This window comes from Bacillus sp. FSL K6-3458 (assembly GCF_038005045.1).
GTDB lineage: Bacteria > Bacillota > Bacilli > Bacillales > Bacillaceae > Bacillus > Bacillus altitudinis.
Genome location: NZ_JBBOSI010000001.1, coordinates 3,148,373 through 3,170,000 on the forward strand (window position 1 = coordinate 3,148,373; position 21,628 = coordinate 3,170,000).

Consider the following 21,628-nt stretch of genomic DNA (forward strand, 5'->3'; position numbering starts at 1 on the left):
CTCACCTTTTTGGACAATTCTTGTACCCATCGATTCCATTATCGTATGCTGCTCGTCGTCGAAATGACGATGATTTTTAAAAAAGACATTACCGGTGCTAGTTTGCGCCAATAATGCCTCCTTCATTTATTAACGATTCAGAAGACTGCCTACATATTTTAAGAGTTCATTTGCACTTGTAGAATTATAGCCATGCTCATCAATCAATCGCGCCACTACTTCATTGACCTTTTTCAACTGTTGCTCATCCGGCGTTTTCGTCGATGTCGTAATTTTCACGACATCTTTCAAATCGGCAAAGAGCTTCTTCTGAATAGCTTCTCGTAATCTCTCGTGAGAATTATAATCAAAGCGTTTGCCCTTTCTCGCATAAGCTGAAATCCGAATAAGGATTTCTTCTCTGAATGCCTTTTTGGCGTTTTCAGAAATGCCGATCTGTTCCTCAATTGAACGCATGAGCTTTTCATCAGGATTCATTTCTTCACCTGTTAACGGATCACGCAGTTTGTTTTTATTGCAGTACGCCTCGACATTATCTAAGTAATTATCCATGAGAGTTTTCGCAGACTCCTCATAGGAATACACAAATGCCTTTTGAACTTCCTTCTTCGCCATATCGTCATACTCTTTTCGTGCGACAGAAATAAAATTCAAATAACGTTCCCGATCTTCACTTGAGATCGATGGATGCTGATCGAGTCCTTCTTTTAAGGAACGGAGGACATCCAGTGCATTGATGGATTCCATGTTCTTTCGAATAATAGTGGATGAAATGCGGTTAATGACATATCTCGGGTCAATTCCGCTCATTCCTTCGTCATGAAATTCCTTTTTCATCTCATCAATATCAACAGATTGGAAACCTTCGACACTTTCCCCATCATACAGTCGCATTTTTTTCACCAAATCGATATCAGACCGCTTCGGCTCTTTCAGCCTTGTCAAAATAGAGAACATCGCAGCCACCTTTAGCGTGTGCGGTGCAATATGAACATCTGAAACATCACTTTCTGAAATCATCTTATGATAAATGCGTTCTTCCTCTGTCACCTTTAAATTATAAGGGATCGGCATCACAATAATTCTTGAGTGTAAAGCCTCGTTCTTTTTATTCGAAATAAATGATCGGTACTCCGTTTCATTCGTATGTGCAACAATCAATTCATCCGCACTAATCAACGCAAAACGCCCCGCCTTAAAATTTCCCTCCTGCGTTAATGAAAGAAGATGCCATAGAAATTTCTCATCACACTTTAACATCTCCTGAAATTCCATCATTCCACGGTTCGCTTTATTGAGCTCTCCATCAAACCGGTACGCACGCGGGTCTGACTCTGAACCAAATTCAGCAATCGTTGAAAAATCAATACTTCCTGTTAAGTCAGCAATGTCCTGAGATTTCGGATCCGACGGGCTGAAGGTCCCAATGCCGGTCCGTTTGTCCTCTGAGAAAAAAATTCGTTCCACTCTCACATCCTCAATGCGGCCACCATATTCCTCTTCGAGCCTCATCAAGTTCAAAGGTGATAAATTCCCCTGCACACGTATGCCATATTCTCTATAAAAATCCTCCCGCAGATTTTGCGGAATGAGATGAAGCGGATCTTCATGCATTGGGCAGCCTTTAATCGCATAGACTGCGCCATGATCTGTTAGTGAATACTCTTCCAGCCCTCTTTTCAGCCTTGTGACAAGCGTCGATTTCCCGCCGCTGACTGGCCCCATTAACAATAAAATACGCTTTCTGACATCTAAACGTTTAGCCGCAGGGTGAAAATACTCTTCCACTAGCCTTTCCAATGATTCCTCTAAACCAAAAAGCTCCTGATCAAAAAATTTGTAGGTTCTGACCCCATTCTCCTCTTCAATCCCGCTGTCCTTAATCATATGATAAACGCGAGAATGAGCAGATTGAGCGACAAGTGGATTTTCTTTAATAATATCTAAATATTCGCTGAAGGTGCCTTCCCATTTCAGTCGCTGCTCTTCTTCTCTGTGCTGTTCAATTTTCTTTAAAATATCCATATGAACCTCCTCTTTCAAGATTGAAGCTAGAAATCAGATACTGTTTTACAATCTATGCGGAGGCGTCCTATTACATGCTTTCGTTCTTCAAAATGACGAATTGGCAAACTGAATTGACAACCATCCGCAAGACCCTTCATAATAAAGGAAAAACAGGAGAAAAATGATCTTCATCTCCTGCTTTTCAAGGCGAACTTCACAACATATGAAACCGGCAGCAAAGGAACAAAGGGATAAGGGGGAGCTTATATGAGAACGGTCATTATGATGGGCGTCATCATTACGTTTTTAGTATCCATTTTCACAGCTGGCTACGAAGGCAAGCCTGGTAAATGAAAAAAAGGATGTTCCATCAGCGGAACATCCTTTTTCATTTCGTTCATATTTTCAGCACTTACATATTCACTGAAAGCGAGATGGGATCTCGGCTTTTTATCATGTTCTTATATCAAATCTCGGTATTGTTGCTGACGAAGCGCCTCATACACAAGAATCGCTGCCGTATTCGATAGATTCAGTGAACGAACATGCTCTGTCATTGGTAAACGTAGACAGCGATCCATATTCCGTTCAATCAAATCTTTTGGCAAGCCACTCGTTTCTCTGCCAAATACGAAGAAGTAGTCTTCATCTAGCTGCGAGTAATCGAACGTTGTATGCGGCTTTTGCCCAAACTTTGTGATATAGAAAAATTGCCCCTTCGGATGAGCCTCAAACAATTCATCTAATGAATCATGATAGACGACATTGGCATATTTCCAATAATCGAGTCCTGCACGCTTCAGCATTTTATCATCTGTCGAAAAACCAAGCGGACGAATCAGATGAAGTGTTGTATTTGTTGCTGCACATGTTCGCGCAATATTTCCAGTATTAGCTGGAATTTCTGGTTGATATAAAACGACATGAAGTCCCAAAAAAGTTCACCTCTAATTTTCTTTTCCGCTCAACATTATACCATTAACTATCCTTCGGAGCATCGTCCAAAATGTGAAAAAACGTATAACGAATATTAGGTGTATAAGCCGTTGAATCTTCATACGACCAGTAACGCATACGGCTGTCATACGTTTGTGCATTCACAAGAGGCATTCCGCCTTTATCATGATCAACGACAATGGTTGTATGATTATACCTACCGTCACCCTCAAAATCGTAACAAATAACATCACCTATTTGAAGCTCCTGCGGCTCCTTGAGCTTCTTCGCTCTCAACCCCGCTTTAGAATTCGCTAAGTAATTTTTCATCGAATGTGCCACCGTCCAGCTGTAGCTCCACGTATGTGGACGAACCCACCAGCCAGATCCACGGTTCGGATATCCTCTCGTTGGCGCATTCCCTGCTTTTAGACATTGTGAAATAAAATTCGTACAGTTATCTTCGAAATTTTTATAGGCTGGATTTCGTTTATTCCAATACGTCTCAGCATATTGAACAGCTGCACGCCGGTCATAGTGAAAAGCTCTTCCAAATTGGTCTTCATTTTGGAAGCGCTCATCCACCTGATCTTCCTTTTGTCGTTCTTCTAACATCATCCGATCTTTCACGAGCATGTCGTTATAAAGAAACGCTTCTCTTTTCTCAACCTGTTCCTCTAAATAAAAAGAATCGTCTATATCCTTACAGACATAAGTGAGGTGCGCGAGATATTGTACTTGCTGAGCTCCATCATCTTGAATAGCTGAATCGAGAAGTTTTGCTTTTGCTTTCGCCTTGACAATCTCAACTTGTCTTCTTGCAAACAGCTCTTTCTTTCGCTCCACAGCGTCCACATCAGACATCAGCTGCGGCTGTTTGATCGTACTGCCATTTAATAAATATGCCAGTCTGTCTTCTAACGTTTGTTCTAATAATTGTTTCACACAGACACCACCAAACTTTTTTTAACATCTCTGTTTGGTTCATTCTATGTTCAATGGGAGGTTATTTAGTATTTAAAGGTGTTTGTAACAATTCAATCCCTTTGATGATCTCTTGTTTTGCTTCTTCATCACTTTCCCGCTCAAGGGCTTTTTCGAGTTCTGAAAGCTGCTGATCATCGCCAATTTTACCGATTGCCCAAGCAGCCGTGCCTCGAATGACCGGTCTTGGATCTTTATGCATCAGGTCAACCAAATCTGGTAAAGCAGATGTATCTTTAAAGTGAGCAAGTGCCAAAATGGCATTCCGCTGAATAGGCTTTTTCCCTCGCCATGATCCAGAAACATGACCATACTTCTCTTTAAATTCACGATTGCTGATTGTCAGCAGTGGCTTTAAGAGCGGCTTTGCAATTTCAGGGTCCGGCTCCATTTCAGGATGTAGATGAAAGTCTTTCCCTTTATTAATTGGGCAGACCGTTTGGCACGTATCACATCCATACAACCGATTCCCTATTTTCGAGCGAAATTCGTCAGGTAAAAACCCTTTTGTCTGTGTTAAAAACGAAATACACCTTTGAGAATTGAGCTGGCCTGGATTCACAAGAGCACCCGTTGGGCATGAATCCACACATTTATTACAAGTTCCGCACTGGTCTTCTATTTTCTCATCCGGTTCAAATGGAACATTTGTAATCATCTCAGCCAAATAGACATAAGATCCGAACTCTGGTGTGATAATCATACAGTTCTTTGCACTAAAGCCAATGCCAGCACGTTCAGCTACAGCACGGTCAGACAATTCACCTGTGTCCACCATTGATTTTGTCCGAATATCTTCGTGTTTACTGCGCAAAAATTCTTCAAGCATGTCGAGCTTTTTTTTCAGCACAACATGATAATCAGTTCCCCATGAAGCCCTGCAAAAAATTCCTCTTCTTGCATCCTTTGTACTTCGGGGAGCATCTTTCATTTTAGAAGGATATGCGAGCGCAATGGCGACAATTGATTTTGCTTTTGGAAGCAGCAAAGCAGGATTTGTTCGTTTTTCGATATCAGGCTCTTCAAAACCGGACAAATACCCTAACGATTCATGTAAGATGAGGCGGTCCTTTAATGAATCAAATGTATCAGCACTTGCAAATCGAATTTTATCGACACCAATTTCGTTCGCATATTGAATTAACTCTTCTTTTAATTGTCCAACATGAATCACCTTGCAAACCTCCTTTCTTTGTTTCTTCAGTTGTTTTCAGTATAATACGAGTGTATCATGACCGATTGGAGTGAGTCACTGTGAAGATACAAATGAAAATCTCCCAACCTCAAAGCCCGTCTATCCATGTTGGACAGATTGAATATTCACATATTGAGATAGGAAAATCCCCTCAAATGTTAAAAGGCCGACTGCGCCTGTTTCAAGAATCTTTGTTTTTTGAATATGAAGATCAAACTTTGGAAGAAGTACCAGCGATCAAAGAATGGACGAATCTTCTAGAAGATGTCCCTTTTCTTCCGCTTCTTGCTGATATTCAAAAAGAACAATTTATTGACTCGACCAATTCCGTACAGGATTTGTCGATATTTTTTTCATTAAAATATTTCTTGCCTATCCTTACATTAGATGCCGATCAATTGAAAGGGCCTCTTTCATTATCCAAAAATGAAACTGGTCATATTGAATGGCAGGATGGCGCAGAGCTTAAAGGGTTATTTTCTCAAGCAAGTAAAGCTCAAATTTCTCAAGACACAAAAAGCATTCTTCAAATCATTCTCTTCCCACCATCTATTTCCCGGGAAAAGAGTGAGGCACTTATACAATCCTTGACGAAGATGTTTATACAAATACATGGTGGAGAAAGTAAATTTGAACTCATTGAAAAAGCACTGTAGGTCACAGTGCTTTTTACATTATACTGACATAATAAAAAACGCAACACTTCGTTTATCTATGAAACGAAATACTGCGTTATAAACAAAATTATGTATTGGAGCGGGTGATGAGAATCGAACTCACGACATCAGCTTGGAAGGCTGAGGTTTTACCACTAAACTACACCCGCATCAATCTTTTAAAGACAACATCATTGCGTTGACTTTTATTATGTTACAACTTTCTTAACAATTCGTCAAGAGAATATGAAGATTTTTCGTCAAAAAATTTCATATTCTCCATATATATTACGATAGTTATTTGTCTAGCTGGATATAAAATAAGTAGGCATGTGAAATATGTTTCAGCGCTTGCTTTGGATTTTTTTCAATTTTATCAAGCATAGGAACATCGCCATTTTTCCCCATTGCCGCTGTGTACGCAATGAGTGCCTTATCTCCTGAAGCGACTTTAACAGATTCAGATTGTGCAGAGAAGACATAATCACTTACTTTGAATGGAAAGCTTGACGTCGCTTTCGTTATTCCGCCATTCTTCTTATCTGACCAAATGCTAAATTGTGAGTTGAATATATCTTTCTCATGACTTAGTTGAAAGAGTACATTCATCGTTTGGTCAGTTCCTTCCTGATGTAACGTAAAAGTCGAAGAAGATGCTTCCTTATCAACTAGCCGGCCATTTTTGTAGTGGCTCCCGATAAAAGTAATACTCTTATCATTCTTCGTTAATCCTTTAAGTGTAAGAGCTACTATTTCATTCGTCGTTGATGCCTCTAGTAAGTTTTTTTCTTTCTTTGTCAATTTCATTTTTTCAATCGTTACTTGGTTTTTAGAGTCAGACTCTGTTTCTATTTTAGAGACCGTTTTCTCTGTCGTTGTTGTTTCTGCAGCCTTCTCGCCGCATCCTGCTAATAGAAAAACAGTAAATAAAAGAATGCTCCATTTCTTAATCATTGATATCCCCTTTAGTATTTTTATTCTTTATTATACTAAATTTTGGTTGATTATACAAAAAAAGATTAGGAGTATTCTCCTAATCTTTCACTTTTTTCTGTTTCATGGCTGATAGGAATGCCACAATGAGAAAACTGACAGCAAAAATGACAACCATATAAATAAAAAAGTTTGGTTTGATTTGGAACGTAAATGCAGACGAACCTTCCATCTCAAAAGCAAGACTGTTAAATAATAATTCATTATTTGTTTTTGATTGAAATAAGTGATAGAACAGAACACCAATGGTCAACATCGGAAAACCTAAGAAACCTAGGAAACTACCAACAATTGCACCTTGTTTCATTGCCTGAACGTTCATGATCGTTGTCCTCCCATTCCACCAAGCAATAACTGCTTCATAATAGACTTACCATCCCCCATAAACGGAAGAAGGTAGAGCAATTGAATAAAATACGTGATTGAAAAAATGAAAAATCCTGTCGAAATTGGATTTTCTTTTAGAAATAAAACAGTCACAATGATTCCGGCTGCGCCAATGAGCCCCGGCAAAAGCGGACCAAGCAGTGTAATCCACACCTGTTTTTTCTGAAATGGATCTAAAACAGGCCTCACAAATTTCACAGACATCATATCGCTCGCAAAAAAGCCTTGAGGGCCATCCCGGCCGGCGAACTTCCGATGTGCATACCCATGTGCCGCCTCATGCAAGGCAGTTCCAGTAATTAATCCGAAATAAATAATCGTAAAATAAATGGCAATGGCTGCAATCGATGGATCAGGAATAAATAAAAAGGCGATTCCCGCCATGATCATAAAGAGCACCCAGAAAAAGATGATTTTGCGCGTCACCATCAGCAGAGCCGTACCCAATATGTGAAGAAATGAATGACCCGTGCAGTCAAACCGCTCTTTCATCTTTACTTGATACTGCTTAAAAAATTGACAGAAGGCTGTGACAGTCCGATATGGCGATTGATAATGAATCGACAGCAAGTGATGCTGATTCAGCCCCATCATCAATTGATAAAAATCGCGGGCAATCACAGACTCATCGACCTGAAACAAATCGGCGAGTTCTGCCGTAATACTCGCCTCTGTCCTTTGACCATCCACTTTCGTTAACATATGATATGCACTTTCGTTAATTGGAAGTGAGCTTCCGTACTGCGTATCAGTCAAATGCCTTTTTTGTAAAGTCACATATGGCGCAAGTGCTGGCACCCGCTCAATCTTTAGCTTATTGTTAAGAAGTTGAATCATGTGAATACCTCCATGAAAAACCTTTATATATGGCAAAGATGAGCAGACATTCAAATCCTGCCACAAGCAGCCACTGAAGCATTTGACTCGACTCCCCTATCACATAGTTTCCAATAAATACAATCGGAATCATGATTAAAATAAGCGCTCCAAACGAGAAAATACCTGTGTAAGGATTATTTCGATCAAGGGGTAATAAAATACCTACCACATAAAAGAGAGCCGTTGCATTACACAAGACAGCAGCGCCAATCAACACGATCCATATCTGATCCGGGAGCGTCAGTGTTGTGATCATAAATAAAACAATTTGGATCACACCAACGAGCAAAAGCCCGAGGAACTTATAAAGAGCCACTTCCCACGGCCTTAGACCAAACGTTTTATACATCCCAAGCATACGTTTGTCATTGCCAAATGAATTAAAAGCTGTTAACCCAGCTAGCGCACATAAGACAAAAAAAGCTTCTCCTTCAAAGCGGAAGGCAAACTGATAACGGACAAATAAAATGACAATAAGGAGGATGAGAAAGTTTAAAATATTTTCTTCATTTCTCACTTGTGACTTTATTTCCTTTACAATGAGTGACCACTTTTTCGAAGATGAAAATGGCAGCTTGTGCAGAAAGGTTAACGCTTTTTTCTCAGCCATAATTGGCATTAAAGCAAGAGAAATAAATGCGCCTCCCGCAGATAATAAGATGAAGAGGATCAAAATCGCATAATTCACCCCGTCAGGAGACATCCCTTGTGCCGCTAAGAAAAACGGCGCTGTAAAATACATCAAATGATAATCAAACTGTACATATGATTGCTGAATTTGATTGATGTCGAAATGTGTCATTCCATACGCTACAACTAGCGCTAATAAAACAAATATCGCTGCAAATTTTTGCAACGGTAATTTTAATTTTAGTACGAGTAAATAAGTCACGTTGTAAATGAGCTGAAGCAGTGTTAAGACAAAGAGCGATTGCAACAGCACCATCAAAAAGAATGTAAGAATAAAGAAAATACCGATCCCTTGTGCAATAAAATTAGGTAAAAGCAAAATCCCGATGAAAAATAAAACAAGCCCTGTCACGACTGTCACCATCGGAATGAAGTAACCAAGACTTTTTTGAAAGGTAGACAGCGGAAACCAGCTGAGCTGCATAGAAAAACGATCTTGTTCAGGTGTTCTGACTTTGATCAGTACAAATAACAAGCTTGTAAAAATGGATGCATTGATTGCCATCGACACAACCAACAACCCAAGTGACCGTTCATCTCCATTTAAGAAAGCCTTCATAAAGACACCCGTAAAACTGTATCCGATGATGGCTCCCATTGTGACTGCAAACAAAAAGAATAAGACCACAATGATTCGCTTCGTTTGAGTATCAAAGAGCTTATACATCTCCTGCTGCCACATTTTAAGCATCATTTTAGAAATGATTAATGATTTCATCAAAATGTGCACCCCTATCACTTAACATTGAAGCTTTCAGAAACACCTGTTCCAATGTGCTTGATTGATACTTTTCTTTTAAGGCTGAAACCGTCCCTTCATCCATTTTATTTCCTTTAGAAATAATGGCGATCTTGTGGCACAGCTCTTCCGCTGAAAGCATATCATGCGTTGAAAGCAAGATTGCACCATGGTGCTCGGCATAACGTTTCATTAGTTTCTTTGTGTTTATAACCGCTTCAATATCAAGTCCTCTAAAGGGCTCATCCATGATCACTAATTGACTCTCAAGCATAAAGGCAGCAATCAGCTGTGTCTTTTTTTTCATTCCATGGGAATAGGTTTCAATCGGTCTTGATAAAGCTGATTCCATATCAAACAATTCAATTAGTTGATTTCTTCTTTGAATTGTTTTACATTCATACATAGAAGAAACAAAATCTAAATATTCAGCACCAGTCAATGCTTCAGGGAGCAGCAGATCATCTGGAACATAGGCGACTTGTTTTTTAAAGGAAGGATCATCATTTGTGACATCCTTGATATGAATGGTTCCTTCTGTATGCTTAATGATGCCGAGTACACAGTTAATCATCGTTGTTTTACCGGATCCATTTGGTCCAGCCACAGCAACGATTTGATGAGGGGCAATTTTCAAATGAAAATCATTGACAGCAGTCACGTTATTTTTATACGTCTTGGTTAAATTCTCGATCGTAAACATATAACCTCCAAGTGTCTGCATATTCTTTAAAAACAGATCAGGCTAAACCGCCCGCCACAGACGGTTTAGCCTTGGTGTCTTATCTAAGAAGTAAAAAGATGAATCCTAAGTATAGCTACTTACATTCAATTTGGACTTTTAAGCCACTTTCCCACTGAACGGCTCCTGTAAAGCTACCCTTGCCGTTTGCTAAACACCAAACTGCTGCTCCTAGAACAACTGTTGCTCCCAATCCAAGAAGGACAGCAACAAATACTAAGAACCAAGCTTGGTCCATAATAGCAGGTTCCATAGTGGAATAGTCAACTTGCGGCGCTGCATAAGTCATACTTTTCACCTCCCAGCTTATGATGATCGTATCATAGGCGTCACACTCCAAACATCAACAGAAGATCCCATTTTTGACCGAACATATTTTCGTGTAAAATGTGACTTTTTATTCAATTATTCATGTTCAATTATATAAATTCTCCCTTTTTTACTATTTTTCACCACAACATAAGAACCACAAAACCCATATATTGGCAATAAATCCATCTTTTTTCTGCCTTTTTTCAAATAGTTCATTTTCATCATCTCTTCTATTTAATCTTTCATTTTTTTGAGATAGAAAGAATTCCCCCGATATATCAGATATAAAAGTCCTAATTATATGTCGTTAACACATCAAATACGACATATTAACTGATAATTCCGACAAAAGAGTGAGCATATTTTCCTTCTTCTCTTGTCTCTTAAAATATGTATATACAAGAAAACCTGTTGGGAAAAAAGCCCTTGCCCTATTTCATAACTGCCAACAGCTCACTCTTTTATAAAACCGCCTGTTGAGTGTGGATACTTTACTTTTCATCTATGAGGTTAAAATGATATATCCAGTTCTCTTACATCGAACAAGCAAAACATGTAGAAAAGCTCTTATCTTCAAAACAGAGTGAAGAGCTTTCGTTTGGCACATCAGTTATTCATCATTGTTCAGTTCACATTCAATCATTATTTCGACCTTGTATGCTTTTCATCAATACGATCGTAAATGGCTTCTATTCGTTCTTGATTGCTGTAAATCTCATATTTGTTCCGCTCAATCAAAATGTCTAATGTGATATCCAAATGTTTTCTGTATTTTTTTCGTTTTTTCTTTTTCTCCATCTTCAGCTTCCCTCCTGATTAAAATAAAAAAAGGCCCTTCACTCATGCCTGAGTGAACGAGCCTTCGGTTGACCGATCAGCGATTCTTGTTGGTATTTTCAGTATGCTTATGTTAATACATACTATTCCGACATGTCAACTATATTTATTGTTTTTTCAGATTTATCTAAAAAATGATTGACCGGGCAGTAAACAAGATTTATAGTCTTATTAAATATTTCTTATTAAAGTAGTTGGTTTTATCTAACAAAAGGAGGATACACACATGTCAGAAGAACTTCAATTTCGTTTAGAAACAAAAGCAATACACGCAGGTCAAGAACTGGATTCAGCCACCTATTCAAGAGCTGTACCTATTTACCAAACAAGCTCTTTCGGTTTTAGAGATAGTGAGCATGCGGCGAATTTATTTGGACTTCAGGAACCCGGTAATATTTATTCACGTATTATGAACCCGACAAATGATGTGTTTGAAAAACGGATCGCTGAGCTTGAAGGTGGAATTGGTGCACTTGCTGTCTCCTCAGGACAAGCAGCGACCACTTACTCCATTTTAAACATTGCAGGAGCTGGTGACGAAATCGTATCCTCCAGCAGTCTGTATGGCGGCACATATAATTTATTTGCGCATACCTTGAAAAAGCTTGGAATAACAGTAAAGTTTGTGGATTCCTCAAACCTTGAAGAACTTGAAGCAGCCATTACAGATAAAACAAAAGCAGTGTATGCAGAGAGCATCGGAAATCCAAAAGGCGACATTTTACATATTGAAGCCGTATCAGCCATTGCACACAAGCACCACATCCCTCTAATTGTGGATAACACACTTGCCAGCCCTTATTTGTTAAGACCGATTGAATTTGGCGCAGACATTGTCGTCCATTCAGCGACGAAATTCATCGGCGGCCACGGCACATCCATTGGCGGAGTCATCGTCGACAGCGGTAAGTTTCCTTGGGGTGATAGCGATAAGTTCAAAGGCCTGACTGAACCAGACCCAAGCTATCATGGCCTGACGTATACGGAAGCGATTGGTGAAGCGGCTTATATCACAAAAGCACGTGTACAGCTCTTACGTGATCTAGGGGCGGCTTTATCACCATTCAACTCATTTTTACTCTTGCAAGGCTTAGAAACATTGCACCTTCGCCTTGAACGCCACAGTGAAAATGCATTGAAGACAGCTCAATTTTTACAAGATCATCCTCTTGTAGAATGGGTCAGTTATCCAGGTCTTGAAGGCCATGAATCCTTTGAGCTGGCTCAAACTTATTTACCAAAAGGACAAGGTGCCATCCTCACATTCGGCATTAAAGGTGGCAAAGACGCAGGAAAAAAACTCATTGATTCAGTTCAGCTTTTCTCACATCTTGCAAACGTAGGCGACTCTAAGTCACTCATCATCCACCCTGCCAGCACAACGCATCAGCAATTAAGTGAAGCAGAGCAAAAAGCCACAGGGGTGACACCAGAACTTATTCGTTTATCTGTTGGAACAGAAGCGATTGAAGATATTCTGGCAGATCTAGAACAGGCGATTTCAAAAAGCCAGTCTTAACCAAACAAAAAAAGCACACGCCTGTGTGCTTTTTCTTATTGATTAGTGATTAATTAATCGAATATCTTGGAAGGGATAAAACACGAATGATGTTGTCCCTTGAATGTCACTCTTTGTAAAAAGACCTAAACCATTGCGACTGTCCATTGAGTTTTGGCGATTGTCACCCATGACAAAGTACTTTCCTTTAGGGACTGTAAGAGGACCAAAATCAGGTGTCAACAAGGTGCCATCTGCGGCAGCTTTCTTTTTGTTTGATGCTAAATAAGGCTCCGCCACTTTTTGACCGTTCACATATAGCTGGTCATTTTTCATTTCGATTTTATCACCAGGTAAACCAATCAATCGTTTCACATAGTGAGTACTGCGGTCTTCCCCATCAAGAACAATGATCTGTCCGCGTTTATAATCGCCGAAGTAATCGACTGTTTTATTCACAAACACCCGCTCTGTATTATGCAGTGTCGGTTCCATAGAAGTCCCCTTCACAATATACGGTGCGAATAAAAAGTTACGAATGATAAAAACAGCAATAAATGCGATTAAGATGGCTTTGATCCAGCCCCATAATTCTGATTTCTTTTTTTGTGTTTTTGTATTTGTTGTCATAAGCTCCTCCTGAAATCCCCTAGGACAAAATGAGTTATCGCCAGCTGACCGCTGACGCCACGCTTGTTTCCCCCTAAATATAAACATATTTTGCCAACAAATCAAGCTGTAAGAGAGAAAAAGGCAAGCACCTTTCTGTGCTTGCCCAAAACTCAGTTAGTTAGCAGAAGAATCCGCTTCTGTCTCTTTGTTTGTTTTACCATAGAAATAATCAGATGGATTCACTGGTTTAAAATCAGATAGCTTATGGAATCGAAGAAGATCCCTGTACAGTACTTTATCTGACAGGCTTAACTGATTATCAACACGGGCTTTAATCGCTTCTGTCTTTTTGTTTTGTTTCACCACTTTACCCGTTTTTGTATCGTAGACCGTATTATCTACAAGGGTATATTTTGGTGTCACATAGTTTCCGTTACGGAATGCAACAGTTTGATCATGCTTCTTAGAGAATAAATCTGTTCCAAAATTCACGTACTCATTTGAATCAATACCTTGTAAGTGAAGAAGCGTTGGCATCACGTCTACTTCACCGCCATACGTATGATTCACGCCGCCTTGTTTCCCAGGGATACGAATCATGAGCGGTACACGCTGATTTTGTGCATTTTGATATGGCGTAATTTCTTTCCCTTGAATCTCACTCATTGCACGGTTATGGTTCTCAGAAATACCGTTATGGTCACCATATAATAGAATCACTGAGTCTTTATACAGACCCGATTTTTTCAAGTCCTTAAAGAATTGTTCTAATGACTCATCCAAGTATCTCGCTGTTTGGAAATAATTATCCACTGTTTTATCGCCAGTTGTTGCCTTAGCGATTGTCGCATCTTTCTCATCTAAATTAAATGGATAATGGTTGGTCAATGTCATTAAGTGTGCATAAAATGGCTTTTTCATTGATTCTAACATTGGGATTGATTCTTTAAAGAATGGTTTATCCTTCAGACCCATGTTTACAAGGTTTTCTTCATCCATGTTGTAATAAGATGCATCGAAGAATTGATCAATTCCCATATGTTTATAAATCGTGTCACGGTTCCAGAAAGATTTATAATCCCCGTGAAGCACTGCACTCGTATAGCCTGCTTTTTGATCTAAGATGGCAGGAAGTGATTGGAAGGTATTTTCACCTTTTGTCACAAACGCTGCACCCTCTGGCAAGCCAAACATACTATTATCCATCATGAGCTCAGCATCAGAAGTCTTCCCTTGACCAGTCTGGTGGAAGAAGTTATCAAAATACGTAAAATCTTCTTTTCCATGAGCTAGTTTGTTTAAAAACGGCGTCACTTCTTCTCCATTTAACTTGTAGTCAATTAAAAATGACTGGAAGCTTTCTAAATGGATTTTGATGATGTTTTTTCCTTTTGCTTGACCAAAGTATTCTGCATTTGGTTTCGCATAGTGAGAGGTCGTATAGTTCACGACATCCGTTAAATCATCACTGCTCGCATTTGCTACCTGCGTTGCATTTTGTGCGGTTTGCACGCCGTCATAAATCGCATAGTTATAAACACCTAAATATTTCACAATATACTTATGATCAAATGTTCTCGTCAATAATTCTGGACGATCTTTTTCAGCTAAGTGTAGGTTAACGAAGAACAGTCCAACACCTGCAGCCACAATCAGCAGTGCGAAAGTTTTTTTCATTTGGAACTTCTTCACTTCTGGTCTCCAAATGACAATGGCAATTAAAATGATGATATCAAGGAAGTACAAAAGGTCATGCGGCTTAATACTTGCTAACACACCGCCGGTCATACCTCCCCCAAGATTACCGGCTTGTTTCATTGTCGGGAATGTTAAAAAATCATCAAAGAAACGATAGTACGCTACATTCGCATATAAAAGTGCGGTCATAATAAAATCAATGACAATTAAAACAATGGCCGATTTACGCCCCTTCAAAAAGAGAGCAAGTCCTAAAAACACGATGGCTGAACTAAATGGATTTAATAAGAGAAGACCCTCTTGAAAAGATCCCTTCACTCCTAAATTAAAGTCCATTTTGTAGGCTGTGTACGATTTTGCCCAAAATAGAAGAACAGCCAAAACAAAAAAGCTATATTTGTTCGCAAATATTTTTTTCATAAAACCTCTTCTTTCTTATTTTCGATCTGATATAAATGAAATCATAAAAAATTTACATTGATTTTGCAAATGTAAATCTTCTGCACCAAGCATTCCGATGCTCTTTTCTCCGCAGGTTACATGTGCTCCTTTAATATAACGAATAAGAAGCATCATAAGTTTCAAAAAAAATACGAGTAAATAAAAGGAAAAATATCCATTTACATTAAATTTACTGCCTCTACATGTTTCAGTGAATGATGAAGGTTTTGTAAATCACTCAGTACTACTTTACTTTTTTCATCTAATCGTGTCAAAGTAATTATAAAGAAAAGGAAGAATCACCTAGGCTTTTCGACTCACTTAGCCAAATTTATACAAAATCCGAACCGATTTGCTTTTTTATTGTGACTCAACCTCCTACAATCCATGTATCCTCTCTGCTGCCACATACCTAAAAAACAGTTTTAAATAAAAAAAGCTTGATTTCCCCTGCCAATGTACGGTGTGATAAAGGTATAGCTCCATCAAATAAATCAAGCTGGGGGACATCCTATGAAATCAAACAAACAAATCAACATATTTGAACAAAGATTCTCAGAAGAAGTGATAGACATCATGGCTGTTACAGGACCTTCTGGAGTCGGCGCAGGAAAAGCAGGAAAAGAGACTCTTTGGACTGCTTCAATCCCGCTCATTGCATGGAAGGAAAAAGACCGCATCATAACCGAAAAAGTGAGACTGTGCTGGTTAACAGATGAAAAGGGATTACGAGAAAAACAAGCGCAATTACATAAAGAATCTATCGTCACACTTCAAGTACGTAAAGGTGAAGGTGAATTTATGCTCGTTTCACTTGTTGATACAGATACTGAAGATAAGGAACTTCAAGAAATATTAGAAGAAGCTCAACAACCTATCTTTTACCACGATGACAAGCTGGGTACCTTTGAATTAGTGAAAGGACTAGACTTATTTGAAACAACCATGCAGTGGGGCAATGAGGAGTGCCTTCTTTACTTCAATCTTGAAGAAGAGGAAGAAATGAATGACTCTCTGAAAACGGCTAGACAACTCGTAGAAGAGCAGACGACATGGGATGCCTCCATGAAGTCATATGCAGCAAATCAGCTGATTGAACTAGCAAAAGATTGGCAGGAACAAGACGACTCCGCTGAAAATTCAGAAGAAATCACACCGGATCAATTTATCAGCCGCATCTCTCTTGAAAGCCTCCATGCTTATCCAAATGGAGAATTCGAAGCCTACTATCATGACGGAGATTTATTTTGGGGACATGTCATCATTGTCTCTGGCAATATGAATGGAACATTTCAAGATGCACACATTGCTGGCTAAAGAATGGGGGATGGATAAATGAAGATCAAAGCTTTTGACGAATTAAATCAACTAGGAAAAACACCTATTGTAGCCAAAATAGGCGGGTTTCGCCCTGATCCATCTAAGTACAGCTGGTTTGCTGGTCATTTTTTCATCCAACGTGATAAAGGGTGGCCGGCAGATCAAGATGGAGCTATGATTCCCATTTTACAAATGTATTTACCCGAAGTACCAGGGGGAATGAACGGCTTTGATGAATGTAAGATGATTCAAATTTTCATCAACAAGAAAACCCTTCCGATCGATATCGCCAAAAACGGTGATGGCTGGAAACTCATTGAATATTCATCAATGGAAGGATTAGAAATCGCTGAGACCCCTGAAGACGTGAAAGGAATTAAACCTTTCCAGATAAAGTGGCTCGAAGGGGAACAACCGGATTATCCATGCTGGGAGGAAGCTTGGTCATACGTTGACTTATCAGAGGTTAATGAAAGTGAAGAAGCGACAGATCATTTCTTCGAGCATTACTCAAACTACTCGTTCACAAAAATCGGTGGATACGGAGCTTACATCCAATCTCCTCCCCACCAGATGTCAGGAGAATTCATGCTACAAATCGCTTCAGAAGAAAAACCTCGGTTCATGATTGGTGATAACGGCACGATGTATTTCTATTACGACAAAGACAATAAAGAATGGTTCATGCACTGGGATTGTTTTTAAAACCAATTGAAAGGAACCATTCCCCTTTCTAAACGTAATAAACGATATGAAGGGGGCCAGTGATATGGGATTCATTTTAGACATCTTCAATCTTGCTCTGTATATCCCTTTTTTACAGGTAGATGAAGATGATATATCACGGAATGCAGCACAGCTAAAAAAATACAGCTGGTTTCAAGCGTTATTAAGTGATCAAACGAGCAGAGAGCTGATCATTTATGATCAAGAAGTCCGCCGTGTAATTGGTCAATTTAAGACGAGTAAACTCCATAAGAAGCCATACAACATTAGATGCGAACGAAAGGTACAACAAGCCATACACCGTGCCATGTCAAAACACGGAAAGAGCCGCACTTAGCTGTGGCTCTTTTCGTACAAATGTAATAAATCCTTTTGAAGAAAACAATTGACGCTCGGACAACTCTCCCCGTATATTATGTATAAATCCATCTTTTTTTAGAAAAGGGGGCCTCACATGCGCTTGTTTAAGAACTGGAGAAAAAAGCAGCACAAACAGCCGATTACTTCAGATACGCAAGAAGACAGCATCCCAATTAACTTTTCCACTCTTCCCTTTGGCACAGACACCGTAGATGATTTTTTGTTCAACTTAGACCTAACCTCAAAACTGATAGATCCATACAAAGAAGCAGACACGAACAAATAGAACCTAAACTTTCGTGAACCCTCATCCAATATTGGATGATTTTTTTATACTTAGAGGAAGGTGTACCCCCTATGAAGACATATTATTTCGTCAGACACTGTCAAGCAGATGGACAATCCGAGGATGCGTCTTTAACGCCTCAAGGCATCACACAATCGCATGAACTCGCACAGTTTTTTTCCGGCATTCAGCTCAACCACATCATCTCAAGTCCTTATAAACGAGCGATTCAAACCGTTGTGCCCCTTGCTCATGCCAAACAGATCAAGGTACAAATGGATAAGCGTCTCTCTGAACGTAGGTTAAGCAGTCAACCAATGAAGGATTGGTATAAAAAACTAAAGCTCAGTTTTTCGGACTTGCATATGACCTGTGAAGGCGGAGAATCGAGCCTAGAAGCGATGAATCGTATTGTAGAGGCACTCTATGAACAAATAAAATTAGGAAGAGATCATACTTTATTCGCCACTCATGGCAATATTATGAGCCTGCTTCTAAAACACGCCGATCCTGCAATTGGATTCAAGGAGTGGAAACAACTAAGCAATCCAGATGTCTACATCCTGAAATATTTTAAACCAGACCATGTAGAAATAGAAAGAATATGGCATAAATAAAAAAGGCAGGGTTGATCCCTGCCTTTTTCTTATGAAAAACAACTATTGGTGATAGTAAAATGTCTGTACCCACTCATAGGGCTTCTTACGATCCGCACACCATTTCACAAAGCCTCTTGTCTGCGTCTGCTGAAATTCCTTCCAGTCCGATAAAAGCTGGTTATAGTAGACTGCTAGTTTTTCAACATTGGTTTGAACCTTTTTATCTTCGATCAGTTTCATGACATCTTGAATCCCTTGAATTCGCTCATGATCTTTCTCATAGGTGCTTAAATAAAGATCTTCATGTATATGATGAAACGAATACCACAAAGCCGAGAAATAGGTTTCGCAAATTTGAACAATCACTCGCTGCTCTTTGCTGCCTCCCATCTCTAATGCCTTCAATAAATAGGGCAGCCCTTCCCCCTGATGCACAAACAAGCCTTGCCAGCGATACGGTCTCACATCCATTGGATCAATATTTTCCCACTCTCGAAGAACAGGGTGGATCACCCCATGTACCAATGGATACACAAGCAAATGATGACCATCCTCAAAACGTTCAATGTAATCAAAAAGCCAAGCAACAAATGAACGCCGTGCTGCAAATTCATTCTTATTCATCTCTTCAACAAAAGACTGAAGAACCTTTAACGCATCTTTACGCAGACCCTGTTCTTTCCTTACACAGTACTGTCTAAAAAGCGGATAATCATGTGATCGCTCATCTTCAATCATAGTCTGTAATATCGTCTTCGTTTGCAAGATAACAACTCCGCCTCTTTACATTCATTCTATTGAACTATTATAACCAATTGTAACATCCACATGAAACTAGTAAAAAGATGAATTGTCCTTTGTCTTTTATAAAACCCTTGGCATCCTCAAATCCATTCTTTTCTGTGTTCATAAATGAATTGTATGTCTTTTTGATAATGTTCAAGGTGCCCGTCATGAATCATTTTTTGAAAGGCTCTATCCCCTTCATTCGCTTTTCGCTTCATGTATTGACATAAACCTTCTAAACGCAGCAACACCATGTCCACATAATCTTCTGGTATTTCCTCACCATAAGCTTCAAAAAACAGTTTGACTCTATACTTTATATGGGCTGTATGCTCTAATGTATGATAATTTACGACCTTCCCTGTTTCAGTACGAAAAAACCTACTGAGAGGGACACAAGTATAGAGAGTATATGCAATATCCCAAAGCCTTGGACCAGGGGCGGCTACATCAAAATCAATGATTCCCACTGGCTTTTTATTTTTGAAAATGATGTTGTACATCGCAAAATCATTATGGCACACAACCTCTATGTTGTTAGGGGTATTGTCCATTCGTTCCCAATCGTCTGAAATGGGAAAATCACTAACAGCATCATGATACAGTTTAAGCATTCTCGCTATTTCTTTTAAAGCATTGTGAGAGCACATGTATTCTTTTAAGGGATCATGACCGCCCACACCTTCAATGAAGGACAAGATCTCTCTACCTTTTTCATCAACCCCTAAAAACTTTGGAGCATAGGAGAAATTCTTTTTTTCTAAATGCTTTAGCAGCTTTTGTATATTCATATTGTCTGACTTTACCTCTCTGCGAACCGTATCTCCCGAACGATATACGTTGGAGACATTTCCACCTGTCAATAACTCTTCATGATCATTTTGTTTTTTCATAAATTCTCCCCCCAAAACTGGGTCACAATGATGATGCCAGCGAAAGATGCGTATGTACCCAGAAATATTCATTTAGTTACACAAAGGTAGTTCACTGTTTTATGTGAATGCGCTAATCCATTTTGTTTCCTTATATGGTTAAATGTATCGTACCAAATGTTGCAAATCATCTAAAGTTTATTCTGTTAAAAGTAGTACATGCTCATTCTCTTCTAATAGGATTCTATTTTCATCTAAATAACTCATTTAAACCACAAAAAAACGTTTCACCACGAGGGTGACACGTTAGGTTCACGGTAAAAACCAAACTTTTAATAGATACCGGTGGCCGGAGTCGAACCGACACTACGTGATAAATGATTCCAAAAAGGCAAGGTATACCCGCTTAAAGTAAAGCAGCCGTTAATGAAATAAGAATTAAAGTTCTTCTTGATATATTGATGATTTTATCGGCTTTAAAGTCAAAGGAATTTTAAACTCATGAATACTTTCAATATGATTAAAAAAATGATCTATATCGTCATAATCCATTGACCATTCTTCTACCACCTTTAACTTTTTTAACTCGCTTGTTGGTTTAAATAAAAATTCACAGTGCAGTTGTTCCATGTGAGAATAATCATCTTCTTCATAAATTGTAAACTGACGTACAAAATCAAGATGAAATAGTTCCTCTCCTGTAAAATCATAGACACCACACTGAAATAAAATTTCTTTATCTTCTTCGCCCTCAACGGTCTCCTTTGAAAAAGCCTTAAATGTTTCCCAAACTTTTTTTATCTCATCGGTATCTTCACCGATGCTATCTTTAAGATAACTTTCAGCATTTTTAACCGTAATCATTACAACACCTCCTATGTACAATTGATCCAATCCATCTTCAATTGTCCTGCCCCTTTAGTTTAATCATAAGGTAACCATCAATAAAGTAAAAGTCAATCTCCTTTGAACACGATTTGAAGTAATTTTTTCGTGAAAAATCAGCTAAACAACAAATAAAAAACGCCCTCCTACAATTTGTAGAAAGACGTTTTAAACGTTAATATTCCTTA

General features: G+C 39.0%; 23 protein-coding genes and 1 tRNA gene. 7 read left to right on the forward strand and 17 right to left on the reverse strand.

The window, feature by feature from the left end:
• Positions 1 to 129 precede the first annotated feature (129 nt).
• The 4 genes from MHH23_RS16580 to queG all read right to left on the reverse strand — a co-directional run bounded on the left by MHH23_RS16580 (position 130) and on the right by queG (position 5,098).
• Positions 130 to 2,025 (reverse strand): PrkA family serine protein kinase, encoded by a 1,896-nt coding sequence (locus MHH23_RS16580; protein WP_017360374.1) that lies wholly within the window; start codon positions 2,023 to 2,025, stop codon positions 130 to 132.
• A gap of 443 nt (positions 2,026 to 2,468) precedes the next feature.
• Entirely contained in the window at positions 2,469 to 2,942 is a 474-nt protein-coding gene (gene trmL / locus MHH23_RS16585) for a tRNA (uridine(34)/cytosine(34)/5-carboxymethylaminomethyluridine(34)-2'-O)-methyltransferase TrmL (RefSeq protein ID WP_003211950.1), read from the reverse strand.
• A 43-nt stretch (positions 2,943 to 2,985) separates the two neighbouring features.
• Entirely contained in the window at positions 2,986 to 3,888 is a 903-nt protein-coding gene (locus MHH23_RS16590) for an amidase domain-containing protein (RefSeq protein ID WP_019743970.1), read from the reverse strand.
• Positions 3,889 to 3,949: 61 nt separating this feature from the next.
• Positions 3,950 to 5,098, reverse strand: a complete 1,149-nt coding sequence (gene queG / locus MHH23_RS16595; RefSeq protein WP_041507594.1) for a tRNA epoxyqueuosine(34) reductase QueG — start codon at positions 5,096 to 5,098, stop codon at positions 3,950 to 3,952.
• Positions 5,099 to 5,193: 95 nt separating this feature from the next.
• Between queG and MHH23_RS16600 the strand changes: the two genes are divergently transcribed.
• Complete coding sequence (locus tag MHH23_RS16600) at positions 5,194 to 5,778, forward strand: hypothetical protein (protein WP_340959867.1); 585 nt, start codon at positions 5,194 to 5,196, stop codon at positions 5,776 to 5,778.
• Positions 5,779 to 5,874: 96 nt separating this feature from the next.
• On the opposite strand, the gene MHH23_RS16605 is transcribed toward MHH23_RS16600, so the two are convergent.
• From MHH23_RS16605 to MHH23_RS16640, 8 genes are all read right to left on the reverse strand, one after another.
• Positions 5,875 to 5,948 (reverse strand) — tRNA-Gly (locus MHH23_RS16605).
• Positions 5,949 to 6,075: 127 nt separating this feature from the next.
• A complete protein-coding gene (locus MHH23_RS16610; protein ID WP_138825438.1) occupies positions 6,076 to 6,732 on the reverse strand; it encodes a hypothetical protein in 657 nt (218 codons plus the stop codon).
• A gap of 79 nt (positions 6,733 to 6,811) precedes the next feature.
• Positions 6,812 to 7,093 carry a hypothetical protein gene (locus tag MHH23_RS16615; protein ID WP_072368395.1) on the reverse strand — a complete coding sequence of 94 codons (282 nt, stop codon included), beginning with the start codon at positions 7,091 to 7,093 and terminating at the stop codon, positions 6,812 to 6,814.
• Positions 7,090 to 7,995 carry a PqqD family protein gene (locus MHH23_RS16620; RefSeq protein WP_008349091.1) on the reverse strand — a complete coding sequence of 302 codons (906 nt, stop codon included), beginning with the start codon at positions 7,993 to 7,995 and terminating at the stop codon, positions 7,090 to 7,092. Before MHH23_RS16620 ends, MHH23_RS16615 begins: the two co-directional genes overlap by 4 nt.
• A complete protein-coding gene (locus MHH23_RS16625) occupies positions 7,979 to 9,445 on the reverse strand; it encodes a hypothetical protein (protein WP_019743966.1) in 1,467 nt (488 codons plus the stop codon). Before MHH23_RS16625 ends, MHH23_RS16620 begins: the two co-directional genes overlap by 17 nt.
• Entirely contained in the window at positions 9,423 to 10,169 is a 747-nt protein-coding gene (locus tag MHH23_RS16630; RefSeq protein ID WP_008349096.1) for an ABC transporter ATP-binding protein, read from the reverse strand. Before MHH23_RS16630 ends, MHH23_RS16625 begins: the two co-directional genes overlap by 23 nt.
• A 115-nt stretch (positions 10,170 to 10,284) precedes the next feature.
• On the reverse strand, positions 10,285 to 10,497 hold the full coding sequence (locus MHH23_RS16635; RefSeq protein WP_003211695.1) for a hypothetical protein: 213 nt from the start codon (positions 10,495 to 10,497) through the stop codon (positions 10,285 to 10,287).
• A 665-nt stretch (positions 10,498 to 11,162) separates the two neighbouring features.
• Positions 11,163 to 11,318 carry an FbpB family small basic protein gene (locus MHH23_RS16640; protein WP_019743964.1) on the reverse strand — a complete coding sequence of 52 codons (156 nt, stop codon included), beginning with the start codon at positions 11,316 to 11,318 and terminating at the stop codon, positions 11,163 to 11,165.
• 265 nt (positions 11,319 to 11,583) lie between these two features.
• Between MHH23_RS16640 and MHH23_RS16645 the strand changes: the two genes are divergently transcribed.
• Positions 11,584 to 12,876 (forward strand): homocysteine synthase, encoded by a 1,293-nt coding sequence (locus tag MHH23_RS16645; RefSeq protein WP_019743963.1) that lies wholly within the window; start codon positions 11,584 to 11,586, stop codon positions 12,874 to 12,876.
• Positions 12,877 to 12,918: 42 nt separating this feature from the next.
• Here MHH23_RS16645 and lepB read toward each other — a convergent pair whose 3' ends face one another.
• Positions 12,919 to 13,485: a signal peptidase I gene (gene lepB, locus MHH23_RS16650; RefSeq protein ID WP_017360387.1), complete on the reverse strand. Its 567-nt coding sequence runs from the start codon at positions 13,483 to 13,485 to the stop codon at positions 12,919 to 12,921.
• Between the two features lie 156 nt (positions 13,486 to 13,641).
• On the reverse strand, positions 13,642 to 15,585 hold the full coding sequence (locus MHH23_RS16655) for an LTA synthase family protein (RefSeq protein ID WP_007497007.1): 1,944 nt from the start codon (positions 15,583 to 15,585) through the stop codon (positions 13,642 to 13,644).
• Between the two features lie 534 nt (positions 15,586 to 16,119).
• On the opposite strand from MHH23_RS16655, the gene MHH23_RS16660 reads away from it, so the two are divergent.
• The 5 genes from MHH23_RS16660 (at position 16,120) to MHH23_RS16680 (ending at position 18,915) form a co-directional block, all read left to right on the forward strand.
• Complete coding sequence (locus MHH23_RS16660) at positions 16,120 to 16,923, forward strand: DUF2262 domain-containing protein (RefSeq protein ID WP_096881164.1); 804 nt, start codon at positions 16,120 to 16,122, stop codon at positions 16,921 to 16,923.
• An 18-nt stretch (positions 16,924 to 16,941) separates the two neighbouring features.
• Complete coding sequence (locus MHH23_RS16665; protein WP_024719926.1) at positions 16,942 to 17,631, forward strand: DUF1963 domain-containing protein; 690 nt, start codon at positions 16,942 to 16,944, stop codon at positions 17,629 to 17,631.
• A gap of 64 nt (positions 17,632 to 17,695) precedes the next feature.
• Complete coding sequence (locus MHH23_RS16670) at positions 17,696 to 17,989, forward strand: hypothetical protein (protein WP_039170151.1); 294 nt, start codon at positions 17,696 to 17,698, stop codon at positions 17,987 to 17,989.
• A gap of 117 nt (positions 17,990 to 18,106) precedes the next feature.
• Positions 18,107 to 18,298, forward strand: coding sequence for a hypothetical protein (locus tag MHH23_RS16675; RefSeq protein WP_008349128.1), 192 nt, complete (start codon positions 18,107 to 18,109; stop codon positions 18,296 to 18,298).
• A 71-nt stretch (positions 18,299 to 18,369) separates the two neighbouring features.
• Positions 18,370 to 18,915 (forward strand): histidine phosphatase family protein, encoded by a 546-nt coding sequence (locus tag MHH23_RS16680; protein ID WP_268430681.1) that lies wholly within the window; start codon positions 18,370 to 18,372, stop codon positions 18,913 to 18,915.
• Positions 18,916 to 18,957: 42 nt separating this feature from the next.
• On the opposite strand, the gene MHH23_RS16685 is transcribed toward MHH23_RS16680, so the two are convergent.
• The 3 genes from MHH23_RS16685 to MHH23_RS16695 form a co-directional block, all read right to left on the reverse strand.
• Positions 18,958 to 19,662 carry a hypothetical protein gene (locus MHH23_RS16685; RefSeq protein WP_268430679.1) on the reverse strand — a complete coding sequence of 235 codons (705 nt, stop codon included), beginning with the start codon at positions 19,660 to 19,662 and terminating at the stop codon, positions 18,958 to 18,960.
• Between the two features lie 119 nt (positions 19,663 to 19,781).
• On the reverse strand, positions 19,782 to 20,576 hold the full coding sequence (locus tag MHH23_RS16690; RefSeq protein WP_268430678.1) for a phosphotransferase: 795 nt from the start codon (positions 20,574 to 20,576) through the stop codon (positions 19,782 to 19,784).
• A 417-nt stretch (positions 20,577 to 20,993) separates the two neighbouring features.
• Positions 20,994 to 21,419, reverse strand: a complete 426-nt coding sequence (locus MHH23_RS16695) for a hypothetical protein (protein WP_268430676.1) — start codon at positions 21,417 to 21,419, stop codon at positions 20,994 to 20,996.
• Between the last annotated feature and the right edge of the window lie 209 nt (positions 21,420 to 21,628).

What these genes read in the sequence shown, in the direction of transcription:
- MHH23_RS16580 (WP_017360374.1), bottom strand. Translation starts at nt 2,025, where the DNA reads ATGGATATTTTAAAGAAAATTGAACAGCACAGAGAAGAAGAGCAGCGA.
- MHH23_RS16600 (WP_340959867.1), top strand. Translation starts at nt 5,194, where the DNA reads ATGAAAATCTCCCAACCTCAAAGCCCGTCTATCCATGTTGGACAGATT.
- MHH23_RS16610 (WP_138825438.1), bottom strand. Translation starts at nt 6,732, where the DNA reads ATGATTAAGAAATGGAGCATTCTTTTATTTACTGTTTTTCTATTAGCA.
- MHH23_RS16615 (WP_072368395.1), bottom strand. Translation starts at nt 7,093, where the DNA reads ATGAACGTTCAGGCAATGAAACAAGGTGCAATTGTTGGTAGTTTCCTA.
- MHH23_RS16620 (WP_008349091.1), bottom strand. Translation starts at nt 7,995, where the DNA reads ATGATTCAACTTCTTAACAATAAGCTAAAGATTGAGCGGGTGCCAGCA.
- MHH23_RS16625 (WP_019743966.1), bottom strand. Translation starts at nt 9,445, where the DNA reads ATGAAATCATTAATCATTTCTAAAATGATGCTTAAAATGTGGCAGCAG.
- MHH23_RS16630 (WP_008349096.1), bottom strand. Translation starts at nt 10,169, where the DNA reads ATGTTTACGATCGAGAATTTAACCAAGACGTATAAAAATAACGTGACT.
- MHH23_RS16635 (WP_003211695.1), bottom strand. Translation starts at nt 10,497, where the DNA reads ATGACTTATGCAGCGCCGCAAGTTGACTATTCCACTATGGAACCTGCT.
- MHH23_RS16640 (WP_019743964.1), bottom strand. Translation starts at nt 11,318, where the DNA reads ATGGAGAAAAAGAAAAAACGAAAAAAATACAGAAAACATTTGGATATC.
- MHH23_RS16645 (WP_019743963.1), top strand. Translation starts at nt 11,584, where the DNA reads ATGTCAGAAGAACTTCAATTTCGTTTAGAAACAAAAGCAATACACGCA.
- lepB (WP_017360387.1), bottom strand. Translation starts at nt 13,485, where the DNA reads ATGACAACAAATACAAAAACACAAAAAAAGAAATCAGAATTATGGGGC.
- MHH23_RS16655 (WP_007497007.1), bottom strand. Translation starts at nt 15,585, where the DNA reads ATGAAAAAAATATTTGCGAACAAATATAGCTTTTTTGTTTTGGCTGTT.
- MHH23_RS16660 (WP_096881164.1), top strand. Translation starts at nt 16,120, where the DNA reads ATGAAATCAAACAAACAAATCAACATATTTGAACAAAGATTCTCAGAA.
- MHH23_RS16665 (WP_024719926.1), top strand. Translation starts at nt 16,942, where the DNA reads ATGAAGATCAAAGCTTTTGACGAATTAAATCAACTAGGAAAAACACCT.
- MHH23_RS16670 (WP_039170151.1), top strand. Translation starts at nt 17,696, where the DNA reads ATGGGATTCATTTTAGACATCTTCAATCTTGCTCTGTATATCCCTTTT.
- MHH23_RS16675 (WP_008349128.1), top strand. Translation starts at nt 18,107, where the DNA reads ATGCGCTTGTTTAAGAACTGGAGAAAAAAGCAGCACAAACAGCCGATT.
- MHH23_RS16680 (WP_268430681.1), top strand. Translation starts at nt 18,370, where the DNA reads ATGAAGACATATTATTTCGTCAGACACTGTCAAGCAGATGGACAATCC.
- MHH23_RS16690 (WP_268430678.1), bottom strand. Translation starts at nt 20,576, where the DNA reads ATGAAAAAACAAAATGATCATGAAGAGTTATTGACAGGTGGAAATGTC.
- MHH23_RS16695 (WP_268430676.1), bottom strand. Translation starts at nt 21,419, where the DNA reads ATGATTACGGTTAAAAATGCTGAAAGTTATCTTAAAGATAGCATCGGT.